At 68.2% G+C, this 12,109-nt stretch carries 12 protein-coding genes; 8 read left to right on the forward strand and 4 right to left on the reverse strand.

Translation table 11 applies throughout. The annotated features are described in order from the left end of the window. Positions 1–347: 347 nt before the first annotated feature. The 4 genes from kaiC to ABIE45_RS27280 are packed head-to-tail and all read left to right on the forward strand — an operon-like array spanning position 348 to position 4,430. On the forward strand, positions 348–2,021 hold the full coding sequence (kaiC, locus tag ABIE45_RS27265; RefSeq protein WP_192707809.1) for a circadian clock protein KaiC: 1,674 nt from the start codon (positions 348–350) through the stop codon (positions 2,019–2,021). After that, the gene (locus ABIE45_RS27270; RefSeq protein WP_192707528.1) at positions 2,018–2,359 is read left to right on the forward strand and encodes a circadian clock KaiB family protein; all 342 of its coding nucleotides are present in this window, start codon (positions 2,018–2,020) and stop codon (positions 2,357–2,359) included. Before kaiC ends, ABIE45_RS27270 begins: the two co-directional genes overlap by 4 nt. Next, a complete protein-coding gene (locus ABIE45_RS27275) occupies positions 2,356–2,673 on the forward strand; it encodes a circadian clock KaiB family protein (RefSeq protein WP_373622714.1) in 318 nt (105 codons plus the stop codon). The genes ABIE45_RS27270 and ABIE45_RS27275 overlap by 4 nt, the downstream gene beginning before the upstream one ends. Beyond that, on the forward strand, positions 2,673–4,430 hold the full coding sequence (locus tag ABIE45_RS27280) for an ATP-binding protein (RefSeq protein ID WP_192707527.1): 1,758 nt from the start codon (positions 2,673–2,675) through the stop codon (positions 4,428–4,430). The genes ABIE45_RS27275 and ABIE45_RS27280 overlap by 1 nt, the downstream gene beginning before the upstream one ends. 46 nt (positions 4,431–4,476) lie before the next feature. Here ABIE45_RS27280 and upp read toward each other — a convergent pair whose 3' ends face one another. Continuing rightward, complete coding sequence (gene upp, locus ABIE45_RS27285) at positions 4,477–5,112, reverse strand: uracil phosphoribosyltransferase (RefSeq protein WP_192707526.1); 636 nt, start codon at positions 5,110–5,112, stop codon at positions 4,477–4,479. Between the two features lie 577 nt (positions 5,113–5,689). Here upp and ABIE45_RS27290 point away from each other — a divergent pair. Next, a complete protein-coding gene (locus ABIE45_RS27290) occupies positions 5,690–7,381 on the forward strand; it encodes a methyl-accepting chemotaxis protein (protein WP_192707525.1) in 1,692 nt (563 codons plus the stop codon). Positions 7,382–7,537: 156 nt separating this feature from the next. Here ABIE45_RS27290 and ABIE45_RS27295 read toward each other — a convergent pair whose 3' ends face one another. Both ABIE45_RS27295 and ABIE45_RS27300 read right to left on the reverse strand, forming a co-directional pair. Next, on the reverse strand, positions 7,538–8,002 hold the full coding sequence (locus tag ABIE45_RS27295; RefSeq protein ID WP_192707524.1) for a DUF2852 domain-containing protein: 465 nt from the start codon (positions 8,000–8,002) through the stop codon (positions 7,538–7,540). Between the two features lie 66 nt (positions 8,003–8,068). Next, positions 8,069–8,737 (reverse strand): TetR/AcrR family transcriptional regulator, encoded by a 669-nt coding sequence (locus tag ABIE45_RS27300; protein ID WP_192707523.1) that lies wholly within the window; start codon positions 8,735–8,737, stop codon positions 8,069–8,071. Positions 8,738–8,997: 260 nt separating this feature from the next. Here ABIE45_RS27300 and ABIE45_RS27305 point away from each other — a divergent pair, with 260 nt between their 5' ends. The 3 genes from ABIE45_RS27305 (at position 8,998) to ABIE45_RS27315 (ending at position 11,077) form a co-directional block, all read left to right on the forward strand. Continuing rightward, on the forward strand, positions 8,998–9,294 hold the full coding sequence (locus tag ABIE45_RS27305; RefSeq protein ID WP_192707522.1) for a hypothetical protein: 297 nt from the start codon (positions 8,998–9,000) through the stop codon (positions 9,292–9,294). Positions 9,295–9,420: 126 nt separating this feature from the next. Continuing rightward, the gene (locus ABIE45_RS27310) at positions 9,421–9,813 is read left to right on the forward strand and encodes a thioredoxin family protein (RefSeq protein ID WP_192707521.1); all 393 of its coding nucleotides are present in this window, start codon (positions 9,421–9,423) and stop codon (positions 9,811–9,813) included. Between the two features lie 91 nt (positions 9,814–9,904). Continuing rightward, positions 9,905–11,077: a glycosyltransferase gene (locus ABIE45_RS27315; protein ID WP_192707520.1), complete on the forward strand. Its 1,173-nt coding sequence runs from the start codon at positions 9,905–9,907 to the stop codon at positions 11,075–11,077. Between the two features lie 222 nt (positions 11,078–11,299). On the opposite strand, the gene ABIE45_RS27320 is transcribed toward ABIE45_RS27315, so the two are convergent. Then, a complete protein-coding gene (locus tag ABIE45_RS27320; RefSeq protein WP_192707519.1) occupies positions 11,300–12,073 on the reverse strand; it encodes a zinc-ribbon domain-containing protein in 774 nt (257 codons plus the stop codon). Between the last annotated feature and the right edge of the window lie 36 nt (positions 12,074–12,109).

A 12,109-nucleotide genomic window follows, 5' to 3' on the forward strand; every position in this document is an offset into this window, starting at 1 on the left:
AGACCTGGCATGTCGACGGACCCGCAGGTCCGCATTCCGCTCCGCATGCCCGGGACGACGTGGCTCGCACTCTCAGCCGGTCGCGCCGGCACGGATCACCGGCGGTCGCCGGCCAAGATCGAAGCGGTGGGATCGTAGCGGCCGCGTATTGCGCTTGGGATGCCGTTGCCATACCGCATCCGGGGTGATCTCGGCCCGTCTTGCCAGCTCTCCGAGCCGCCCCGCCGCGGATTGTAACCTGCCGCCTGGGGGGGGGGACGGCGCCGCAGGGCCCTTTCGAGCCTCTGCCTTCGACAGAGACGTTCGGGACACCGATCATCGTGACTGACCAGATAGCTGCCCCGAAGATGCTGACGGCCCTCGCCAAGTCGCCCACCGGCATCGCGGGTTTCGACGATCTGACCTTTGGCGGCCTTCCGGCGGGCCGCCCGTCCCTGATCTGCGGCGCCGCGGGCTGCGGCAAGACCCTGTTCGCCACCACGTTCCTGGTCAACGGCGCGACCCTGTTCGACGAGCCGGGCGTGTTCATGAGCTTCGAGGAGCGGGCGGAGGATCTGGCCGCCAACGTCGCCTCCCTCGGCTACGATCTCGACGGGCTCGTCGCCGCAAGCAAGCTCGCCATCGACCACGTGCGCGTCGAGCGCAGCGAGATCGAGGAGACCGGCGAGTACGACCTGGAAGGCCTGTTCATCCGCCTCGGCTTCGCGGTGGACAGCATCGGCGCCAAGCGCGTCGTGCTCGACACGATCGAGACCCTGTTTGCGGGTTTCACCGACCCATCGCTGCTGCGCGCGGAGCTGCGACGCCTGTTCGGCTGGATCAAGGATCGCGGCCTGACGGCGATTATCACCGGCGAGCGGGGCGAAGGGCAGCTCACCCGGCAGGGGCTGGAAGAGTACGTCTCGGATTGTGTGGTGCTGCTCGACAACCGCATCGAGGACCAGATCACCACACGCCGTCTCCGGGTGGTCAAATATCGCGGTTCGGCGCATGGCACCAACGAATACCCGTTCCTGATCGACCACGCGGGCATCAGCGTCCTGCCGGTCACGTCGGCCGAGCTCGACTACGAGGTGCCGGGCGGGATCATCTCGTCGGGAATCGCCGGATTGGATGCCATGCTCGGCCCGGGCGGATTCTATCGCGGCTCCAGCATCCTGATCTCGGGTGAGGCCGGCACGGGCAAGACCATGCTGACGGCCTCGGTCATCGATGCGGCCTGCCGGCGTGGCGAGCGCTGCATGGCCTTCGCGTTCGAGGAGAGCAGCGCGCAGATCGTGCGCAACGCGCGCTCGATCGGGCTCGATCTCGCCGGGCACATCGCGAGCGGGCTCCTGCGCTTCGAGGCCGCACGCCCGAGCCTGTTCGGACTGGAGACGCACCTCGCCCGGATGCATCGCGACCTCGACCAGTTCCGCCCGGACGTGGTCGTGATCGATCCGATCTCCGCCCTGCGCGGCTCGACGAGCGAATTACAGGCGACGCTCCTCCGGATGATCGACCTGATCAAGACCCGGGGCATCACGGCGGTGTTCACCACCCTGCGCGGCGACGGTTCCCTCGTGAAGGAGGACGATCTCGGCGTGTCCTCGCTGATGGATGCCTGGGTCAAGCTCCAGAACATGGAAGCCAACGGCGAACGGACACGCACGCTCTATGTCATAAAAGCGCGCGGCATGAGCCACTCGAACCAAGTTCGGGAGTTCCTCATGTCATCGAACGGGATCCGGCTGGTCGATGCCTATATCGGCCCGGCGGGCGTCCTGACCGGCACGGCCCGGATGGTGCAAGAGGCGCGTGAGATGGCGGAGACGCAGCGGCGCCTGCATGAGACCGAGCGAAAAATCCGCGAGGTCGCGCGTCGACGATCGGCGATCGAGCGGCAGATGGAGGAACTCCGCGCCAGTCTGGAAGCCACTGAGGATGAGGAGGAACGTCTTCGTGTGGAGGACGGGTTGCGCGAGGCGGACCGCGCGAGGGAACGGCAGGAACTGACCGCACGACGGAGTGCCGCGGAATGAACGACACGACCTCGGAAGATCCGGTTCCGGAGACCGATCCCGACCGCGATCCGAACCATTATCATCTGCGCCTCTACGTCGCCGGGCAGACGACGAAGTCGCTTGCCGCGATGACCAATCTCAAGCGCTTCTGCGAGGAGCATCTGGCGGGCCGCTACGACATCGAGGTCGTCGACCTCATGAAGAATCCGCAGCTCGCCGCGGGCGATCAGATTCTCGCGATCCCGACCTTGGTGCGCCGGCTGCCCTCTCCGCTGAAGCGGATCATCGGCGACCTGTCGAACACCGAGAAGGTTCTGGTCGGTCTGGACATCCGGCCGAGGGCGGACCAGCCTTGATCGGCGGCATCGCGCCTTCAGGCGCCCAGGACCGCTACAGCCTGAGGCTGTTCGTGGCCGGGACCGCGCCGCGATCCCTGCGCGCCGTCGAGTTCCTGCGCCGGGTCTGCGAGACCCACATCCCGAACCGGTATGAGCTGGAGATCGTCGACATTTACCAGCAGCCCGATCTGGCCGAGCGCGACGGGATTCTGGCTGCCCCGACGCTGCTGAAGGTCGCTCCGTTGCCCGAGCGCCGCATCTCGGGGGATCTCCTGGACGAGGACCGCCTTCTGCGCGTGCTCGAGATCGATCCCGCTATGGAGGCGCGGTGATGGGCGTCGACGCGCTGCTGCCCGGAGACGAGCCGGGCCCGGAAGCTTATCGAACCCATATCCGCGAGCTCGAAGCGCGGCTCGAGGAGAGCGAGGAGACGCTCGCGGCGATCCGCCGGGGCGATTTCGACGCGGTGGTGGTCGAGGGACCGAACCACGAGCGTCTGGTCTACACCCTGGAGAATGCCGACCGCCCGTACCGCGTGCTGATCGAGCAGATTCAGGAGGGTGCCTTCACCCTCGGGCTGGACGGCACCGTGCTCTATTGCAACCGCCGATTGGCCGACATGCTTGCCGAGCCGCAGGAGCGGCTGATCGGTCGGTCGTTGCGCGATTTCGTGCGCACCGATACCGACCTCGATCAACTGGTCCAGCGGGCCGTTGCGAGCCCGGTTCGCGAGGAGATCGCGCTCAAGGCGTCGGCGGGCGCGGAGAGCGCGACGTTCCTGTCGTTGAGCCGCTTCGAGCGCCAGGGCGACAAGCCCCTCCTGTGCGGGATCCTGACCGACCTGACCGAGCAGCGGCGGCACATGCGTGCCCTGGCGGAGGCGCATGACCGCCTGCAATCCGAGAGCGTGGAGCGCGAGCGCGTCGAGGAAGCCCTGCGGCAGTCGCAGAAGCTGGAGGCGGTGGGCCAGCTCACCGGCGGCGTAGCCCACGACTTCAACAACCTGCTGACCGTGATCAAGTCGTCCACCGACCTGCTCAAGCGGCCGGACCTGCCGGAGGAGCGGCGGCGCCGCTACGTCGAGGCGATCTCCGACACGGTGGACCGGGCCGCCAAGCTCACCGGTCAGCTCCTCGCCTTCGCGCGCCGGCAGGCCCTCCGCCCCGAGGTCTTCGAGGTCGGCGCCTCGCTGCGCGCCGTCGCCGAGATGCTCGATTCCGTCACGGGCGCGCGGATCACCGTCGAGGCCCGGATCCCCGACGAGCCCTGCTACATTCGGGCGGATCTCAGCCAGTTCGAAACCGCGCTGATCAACATGGCGGTCAACGCCCGCGATGCGATGAGCGGCGAAGGCACGCTGACCCTCCGGTTGGTCGGCGGGCGGCCGATGCCGGCGATCCGCGGCCACGCCGGATCGCGGAGCACCTTCGCGGCCGTGTCGCTCTCCGATACCGGTCTCGGGATCGCCCCCGACGTGCTGCCGCGGATCTTCGAGCCGTTCTTCACCACCAAGGACATCGGCAAGGGCACCGGCCTCGGGCTCTCCCAGGTCTTCGGCTTCGCGAAGCAGTCCGGGGGCGACGTCGACGTCGCGAGCCGGCCCGGGGAAGGCACGACCTTCACCCTGTACCTACCGCAGGTCGAAGGGGCGCCCGAGAAGGCCGATGAGGACCCGCTCGACGAGCGCAGCATCGAGGGCGCAAGCCTGTGCATCCTCGTGGTCGAGGACAACGTCGAGGTCGGCCGCTTTGCCACGCAGATCCTTGAAGATCTCGGCCACCGGACGGTCTGGGCGACGAACGCCGAGGAGGCGCTTCAGGAAATCGAGCGGATCCCGTTCCGCTTCGACGCCGTGTTCTCGGACGTGGTGATGCCCGGAATGGGCGGGATCGCCCTCGCCCGGGAGCTGGAACGGCGTCTGCCCGACCTGCCTGTCGTCCTCACCTCCGGCTACAGCCACGTGCTCGCGCAGGAAGGGGTCCACGGCTTCGACCTGATCCAGAAGCCCTATTCGGTGGAGGAACTCTCCCGCGTGCTGCGCAAGGTCGTCGGCAAGGGCCGTGCCCGCTCCTTCAGTTCGCGGCCGTAGCGGTTCAAAGCCAACGCTCGATGCTTCGGCGCAGGGCCGCGGGCGTTCAGCGCGTCCCGTACATTCGGTCGCCGGCGTCGCCGAGGCCCGGCACGATGTAGCCGTGATCGTTCAGGTGGCTGTCGATGGCGGCGGTCCAGACCGGCACGTCGGGATGCGCGGCCTGGAACTTGGCGAGGCCCTCCGGCGCCGCCAGCAGGCAGACGAACCGCAGGTCCGACGCGCCCCGCGCCTTCAACCGATCCAGGGCCGCGATGGCCGAATTCGCTGTGGCCAGCATCGGGTCGAGGACCAGGACAGTCCGGTCGGCGAGATCCGAGGGCGCCTTGAAGTAATACTCCACCGCCTCGAGCGTGTCCGGATCCCGGTAGAGTCCGACATGGGCAACCCGCGCCGATGGGACGAGCGACAGCATGCCGTCGAGGAAGCCGACCCCTGCCCGCAGGATCGGCGCCAGGACCAGCTTCTTGCCCTGGATCTGTCGGCCCTCCATCGGCTGAAGCGGCGTCTCGATGGTCACCGCCTCGAGCGGAAGATCCCGCGTGACCTCGTAGGCGAGGAGCATGCCGATCTCGTTGAGAAGCTGGCGGAATCCTTTGGTCGAGCGGTTCTTGTCCCGCAGGTACGTCAGCTTGTGCTGCACGAGCGGGTGATCAACCACCGTGACCCGAGCTGTCGGCATCGCCTGAACCCCTCCGCTTCGGCTGCCGGAGCAATGCCGGACCCTCGGCCGGGGCGCAACTTCCGGAGCGGGGACGCGAGCCGTCGGCAACCCGCTTGGCGATCGTTCGCGGGCGCCCCTCGAAACGAGGAGCCCGCCACTCGTAGCCCTCTAACCAAATCCGACCCCGAGCGCCGATGTGCGGGCCCGCGCCGGGCGCGGACGAGGCGGCGTATCCGAAGGCTTGCGCCCCATGGCCGCTGGAACTTGGCACGGGCGGGCACGAGGCCGTCGGACAGCCCATCCTGGATCCGTGCCGTTCGTCGCTCCACCTGTGATCGAGATGAACAAATGCTTAACGCAATGAAAGAAGTTCAACAATCACTGAGTCAAAACTTACATCTGAAAATCAATATACTCGACAATTTAAATATATCCACACTTTAGATACTGGCATTTATAGCGACAGATAATGCTCATTCGATAGCTCGACGACTTACTGCAGAGTCTTGCCGACGTCGATTTTCGATCTACATTAGAGAGAGTCAAACTTCTTGCCTGAGCCGAAACTCAGGTGCAACGACATGCGAAACGTTTCATGCGCTTGAACCTATCACTCAAATCGTTACTCGCCATCCTCTTCGGATTTCTAGCCCTCATTTCGGCCATCCAGGGCGGTCTCTCGGTCCGGGAACTGGCCGCTATCCGCGAATCCGCGACGGCTCTCGCCACCAATTTGCTGCCCTCCGTCGAAACGATAAGCGCCGTGGAGGTCGCCGCCTCGGAAGTGCGGATCAAGCAATACCGGCTCCTCATGCTGTCGGTCACCGCGGAGCGACGCGCAGCCAACGAGAACAATCTCGCGGCGACCTTTGCCAAACTGCGCGAAGCCAGGAACAGCTACGAGCCGCTGATCAGCAGCTCGGAAGAACGTAGCCTCTACGAGAGCTTCGCGGCGTCCTGGGCCAAGTTCGAACGGGCGGACAGCGAGGTGCGCCGCCTCGTTGCGGGCGGTCAACAAGCTGAGGCCATTGCGCTTCTGACGCATCCCGACGTCGTCGCTCTGTACGATGGGGCGCGTGCGACCCTTGCGCAGCTCGTCTCCTTGAACGAGCGTGAGGCCGCCCACGATGCCGACATCGCGATGACGCGGGCCAACACAGCCACCGCCACCGCCTATGTGGGAATCGGGCTCGCTGTGGCCTCAGCCCTGGCTGCGGCGATCTTCGGCTTGGCACGGATCTCCCGACCGATCCAGGTGATGACCCGCATCATGTCGGTCCTGGCAGCCGGCGATACCGACGCGGAGGTGCCCTACCAGTCCCGCCGCAACGAGATCGGCGCGATGGCTGCGGCCGTTCAGGTGTTCAAGGATAACCTGATCCGTAACCGGCAATTGGAGGAGCAGGCGGCCGAGGCCCGGCTCGCCGCCGAGGCGCAACGCAAGGCCGGGATCCGTCAGATGGCCGACCAATTCGCCAGGGCAGTCGGCGGCATTATCGGTCAGGTCTCCGCCTCAGCGAGCGAGTTGCAGGCGACTGCACAGGTCATGACGGCGACGGCGCGCCAGACTGCCGACCAATCCACGACTGTTGCAGCGGCGGCCGAGCAGGCGGCGAGCAACGTCAGCACGGTCGCAGCCGCCGCCGAGGAGCTGGGCTCGTCCGTGCAGGAGATCGGCCGGCAGGTCGATGGCTCCGCCAAGCTCGCGCAAGTCGCGGTCCGGGAGGCCGACCAGACCGGCACCCTCGTTCAGGAACTCAGCGCGGCCGTCGCGCGCATCGGCGACGTCGCGGGTTTGATCGCCTCGATTGCCAGCCAGACCAACCTGCTGGCCCTGAACGCGACGATCGAGGCGGCCCGCGCCGGGGCGGCGGGCCGAGGCTTCGCGGTGGTGGCCTCGGAGGTGAAGGCTCTGGCCGAACAGACCGCGCGGGCGACGGATGAGATCTCGGCCCAGATCGCGCAGGTTCAGACTTCGACCGGACAGGCGGTCACGGCGATCGGTGCGACCACGGCTCGGATTCGCGAGATCAACGGGGTTGCCAGCTCCATCGCGGCCGCGGTGGAGCAGCAGGGTGCGGCCACGCAGGAGATCGTCCGGAATGTCGGGCAAGCGGCAGCGGGAACCGGTGAGGTCACGAACAACATCGTGAGCGTCGCGGGCGCGGCCGAAGAGACCGGGCTCGCAGCCACCCAGGTGCTGGCCGAAGCGTCCCGGCTCTCGGAGCAATCCGAGCACCTGACAGCCGAAGTCGACCGGTTCCTCGAAACGGTCCGCGCTGCCTGACCGGCCCGCCGGACGTTACGCTGTCGCGCGAGAGGCGCCGCGTGGCGCGGCTTCCGCGACCGGAGCCGCCCTCTTCGCCGACGCGCTCCGGCGTTCCTGAGGCTATGGTCGCACCGAACCTGGGCCGATCGGCCCGGGCCCGGTGAACCGTCTTGATCAGACTGAGCGCGGCTCGCCGCCCTCGCTGCGGCGCTTAGCCATGAAAGCGTCGAACTGCTCGCGATCCTTGGCCCGCTTCAGTTCCTCGACGAACTCGGCGAAGGCCCGGCTCTCCTCGGCGAGGGCGCGGCGCTGCGCTTCCAGCCGGTCCAGCTCGGCGCGGCGGTAATCGTCGAACGCCGCATTGCCGGTGCTGTCGCGCCGGCTCGCGGCCTCGAATGCACGGGCGAACCGAGAGGCGGGGCGAGCGCCCTCGAAATCCGAGAACGTCCGACGCGCGCTGTCGCGGAGTTCTGTGAAGGCCGGATAGCCGGCCAGCTTCCAGGCGACCAACGCGAGACCCACAGGCCACCAGTAAATGAAGCCGACGACGATGGCACCGATCTCCAGGGAACGGCGCGGGAACGGGCCGGACCGGCAGAGCCGGCCGGTCGCCCAAGGTGAGGAAGATTGAGAGGTCACGGCTGTGCTCCGCTGTTCATGTGAACGCGGTTAACATGCGGGTGCCGGGAACGCCTTTCAAGGGCGTCAGACGCGGGGTTCGGGTCCTCTGCTCCGTGCGGCCCCGTGGACGAGAGCGAGGACCCCGGCCCGCAGCAGCTCGTATTTGTCCGGAAATCCGGGGCCGCGCGGCAGGTGCCCGGCAGCCGAGAGGGTCGCCAACCCGTGGGCCAGCGCCCAGACCTCCAGGGCTATGAAGCGCGGCGCGACGCCTCCGAATCCGTCCGCGAATGTTGCCTGAAGCGCTTCGACCAGCAGATCGAACGGACTCGGACGCGCGGCGGCATCGCTCGGATTCGGCCCAGCGTCGGGATCCGTCGCGCCGGCCGGAAGCCCCCGGGTCTCGAAGATCGCCGCGTAGTAGGCCGGCTCCTCCTCGGCGAAGGTCAGATAGGTTTCGCCCATACGGGTGAACCGCTCCAGCGGCGTACCGCGCGAGGTCAGCGCTCGTGCCAGACGCTCGGCGAGTTCCGCGAAGCCGCGCCCTGCGAGTTCCTCCAGCAGGGCCTCACGGCCGCGGAAATGGCGATACAGCGCAGCCGGCGTCACGCCGACGAGGCGTGCGGCGTCCACCAGGGTGAAGCCGCCGATCCCCCGCTCCGCGATGAACCGACGCGCGGCCTCGATGAGCGCCTCCTTCAGATTACCGTGATGGTAACTCCGCCGGTCGCTCGGTCTGTCCCGCCAGGGTCGCAAGATCACACATCCTCTGCGCGCGCCAGGACACCTCACAGAAGGTCCACCGCGCTGTCGAGTCGAGACACAAGCGGAGATCGGAGATTCGTGAAGCGTCCGTTGGCATTACGGTCGAGGGCCGGGTTTGTTTCGCGCCGCGTCACCGCAGCCGCGCTTGACCGGCTGGCAGGGCCGCAACACTATTACATTCTTGCGTGCGACCGACCGCTGCGCGGGGGTCGATGAGGCATGGTGACCTCTCTGAGGGAAGTGCATTCGGCATGGCGTTCGTGAGCCTCAAGGCGTGGCGAGCCCGCTCGGCAGAGCGTGCCGAGATCGCCGCGCGGTTGAAGCAGGACCTGATCGCCGCGCTGGGGCTCGGCCAGGGCGACGCGCTCGCGGTCAACGAGATCGCCTGCGCCGATCCCGGCTGCCCCGACCTGGAGACGATCGTGCTGGTGATGCGTGCGGGCGCCCCGATCCGCGCCTTGCGCATCCAGCGCACCATGGATGCCGTGGACGGAGACGACATCGCCGCGCTCGTGGCCGAGGACCGGCTCGGTGAGCCATCTCGATGATGTGACGCGCCCGGCGTCAACTTTCATGCGCGGCGACATCAAACGCTGCATCCTTCGCGTGGGCGTCGTGTACCCTGTTGGCGGAGCCGGCACCCTGGAACAGATGCTGGTCGGGGGAAACGCATCATGCAGAGCCGTCGCGCCGTCCTCACGCTGGCCGGTCTCCTATTGGCCGCCAGTCTCGCGCCCGCCGCGGCCGGGGAGACGAGGCCGTTCTCGGATCCCGCATTCGAGGCCGCGCAGAAGAGCGGCAAGCCGATCCTGGTCGAAGTCAGCGCCCCGTGGTGCCCGATCTGCAAGACGCAGAAGCCGATCCTCGCGAAGCTCGCGTCCGAGCCGCGCTTCAAGGATCTGCAGATCTTCGACATCGACTTCGACAGCCAGAAGGAGCTGCTCCGGCGGCTGAACGTGCGCATGCAAAGCACGCTGATCGCCTACAAGGGCGCGACGGAGGTCGGCCGATCCGTCGGCGAGACCCAGCCGGAATGGATCGAGGGCCTTCTGGAGAAGGCGCTCTGATCGGCAGGGGCGCCCTTCCGGTTCCGTTCATTCACCGCCCGGCATATCCCTCTCAGCCCCCGCGATCTGACGGGGCCGATGGAGAGATCCGGTGACACGCGCCCGACCCCTTGCGGACCAGAGCCCCGACGCGATCGTGGCCGTGCCCGTGCGCAACGAGGAGGAGCGCATCGCGGCCTGCCTGCGCGCCATCGACGCTCAGACCGGTCTCGCCCCGGGCAGTCTCGGCTTGGTGTTGTTCCTGAACAATTGCACGGATCGCACGGAGGCCATCGTCGCCGATCTGGTGCCGACCTTGTCGATCCCGGTCCGGGTTCTTGTCGAGACGTTCTCGGGGGCGCATGCCGGCTGGGCCCGGCGCCGGGCGATGGACGCCGCCGCGGCGTGGCTCGGGGAATCGGGGAATGCGGGGATCATCCTGTCCACCGACGCGGACAGCCGGGTGCCGGCGAACTGGGTTGCCCGCAATGTCGCGGCGATCCGGGCGGGCGCCGATGCCGTCGCCGGCCGAGTCGAACTCGATCCCACCGAGGCGGCCTTGCTGCCGCCGTCTCTGCCCGCCCGCGGCAAGCTGGAGGATCGCTACGACGCCCTGATCACCGAAGCGGAGGCGCGTCTCGACCCCGATCCGCACGATCCGTGGCCGTGCCACCGCACGGCGATCGGTGCCACCCTGGCGGTGACGCGCGCGGCCTATCTCCAGGTCGGCGGCATGCCGGAGATACCGCTCGGGGAGGATGGCGCCTTCATCGCCAAACTCCTGGAGCACGGCCTGCGGGTTCGGCACGCCACCGACGTATGCGTGACCATCTCGGCCCGGCTCGCCGGCCGCGCCCCCGGCGGCGTCGCCGATACGATCCGCTCCCGCTGCGAAGAGCCAGACGCGCTGTGCGACGCCCGGATGGAGGCTTTTCCGAGAGCGGTCCTTCGGTATGTCTGGCGGCGGCGGTTCCGGCGGCTGCACGATCGCGGCCTGCTCGGCCGCAACCTGGCCTGGGCCCAGGCCATCGGGATCGGTCCGGCCGCGGCGGAACGGATCGCCGCCCTCCCCCTCGGCCAAGCGATCGCCGAGGCCGAGCGCGCGAGCCCGCGCCTCGTCTACCGTCCCATCGGTCCGCGCCAATTGCCCGGTCAGATCCGGCTCGCGCGGGTCGGCGTGGCGGCAATCCGTCTTGGCTTGGCGATCTTGAGCCTCGTCCAGAGAACGTGGCGGGCCGTTGCTCCCGGACGCGGGATCACCGACGCGCGCGGCAGCCGGATCTGACCCGGTCAGACACAGCGCGGCGGGACGCGTCAGGCCGACGGCCGGACTGACCGCAGAGGCCGGTGCCGTTCAATCGTGCCGCCACCCGGATCGTTCGCCGACAGGTCTCAATCGGCACGATCGGGCATGAGGCCGCTCGCTTGTAGCGGTCCGCGATCGTCTCAACTTTTCGAGACGACAGACGCGCGGCCCTGACCTGGGATCCGCGCCACTTGGAACGCCTCAGTGGTCGGCCGCCGCAACCCGCGGCTCGGCGCCCGCCACGCGGGCGTCGGCGAAGCGCAGAACGACCGCTCGCCCTTCCGTCGGCGGCATCGGGAGACTCGCGCGGAACCGCGCCGTCTCAGCCGAGCCGAGGACCGTCCGGGGTGCCGGGACCGAGAAGGTTCGGATCGGGCGCCCGCCGGCATCCCGAATCTCGACGGCAAGCGGCGCGACCGGCGAGTCGGACCGCGCGACGCCCACGAGGTCGCCCTCAACCACCAGTTCCGGCGGCCGGCCGTCCTCGCCGGGGTTGCTGAACGCCACGACGTCGCGGATCTCGATGCCGCGCAGGTTCACCGGAAGCCCGACCCGCGCAAACAGCGCGGCGGTCTGCGGGACAACCCGGACGACGCTCGTGCGAGCAAGGCAGACCAGGGGTAGCGCCGCCAGAAGCGTCAGGCCGAAGGCGAGGGAGAACGACATCCCAGACATGCCGCGACGGGCCCTCCCGCCCCAAGACGCAGGCCGGGCGGCCGGTTTCACCACCGGGGTCGGGATGTTGGTGGCCGCCCGGACCGAGGCGGTCGCCTCCTCCCAGGCCTCAGCCGCGATTGGATCATCGCTTGCCTCGGCACTGTCGGCGAGCTCGGCCTCGTGGCCCGCGAGGACATCGGCCGGGGTGAGGAACCAGGTCTCGCGGCAGGCCGCGCAGCGGACGGAACGGCCCTCCATGCCGACCCTGTCGGCATCGATCCGGTACTCGCTCGCGCAGCTCGGGCAGGCGATCAACATACGTGTCGGACTCGCAACGCGCGGCCGCAGTGGGCC

Source organism: Methylobacterium sp. OAE515, assembly GCF_041806315.1.
Classification (GTDB): domain Bacteria; phylum Pseudomonadota; class Alphaproteobacteria; order Rhizobiales; family Beijerinckiaceae; genus Methylobacterium; species Methylobacterium tardum.

What these genes read in the sequence shown, in the direction of transcription:
- ABIE45_RS27270 (WP_192707528.1), top strand. Translation starts at nt 2,018, where the DNA reads ATGAACGACACGACCTCGGAAGATCCGGTTCCGGAGACCGATCCCGAC.
- ABIE45_RS27310 (WP_192707521.1), top strand. Translation starts at nt 9,421, where the DNA reads ATGCAGAGCCGTCGCGCCGTCCTCACGCTGGCCGGTCTCCTATTGGCC.
- ABIE45_RS27305 (WP_192707522.1), top strand. Translation starts at nt 8,998, where the DNA reads ATGGCGTTCGTGAGCCTCAAGGCGTGGCGAGCCCGCTCGGCAGAGCGT.
- ABIE45_RS27290 (WP_192707525.1), top strand. Translation starts at nt 5,690, where the DNA reads ATGCGCTTGAACCTATCACTCAAATCGTTACTCGCCATCCTCTTCGGA.
- kaiC (WP_192707809.1), top strand. Translation starts at nt 348, where the DNA reads ATGCTGACGGCCCTCGCCAAGTCGCCCACCGGCATCGCGGGTTTCGAC.
- ABIE45_RS27320 (WP_192707519.1), bottom strand. Translation starts at nt 12,073, where the DNA reads ATGTTGATCGCCTGCCCGAGCTGCGCGAGCGAGTACCGGATCGATGCC.
- upp (WP_192707526.1), bottom strand. Translation starts at nt 5,112, where the DNA reads ATGCCGACAGCTCGGGTCACGGTGGTTGATCACCCGCTCGTGCAGCAC.
- ABIE45_RS27280 (WP_192707527.1), top strand. Translation starts at nt 2,673, where the DNA reads ATGGGCGTCGACGCGCTGCTGCCCGGAGACGAGCCGGGCCCGGAAGCT.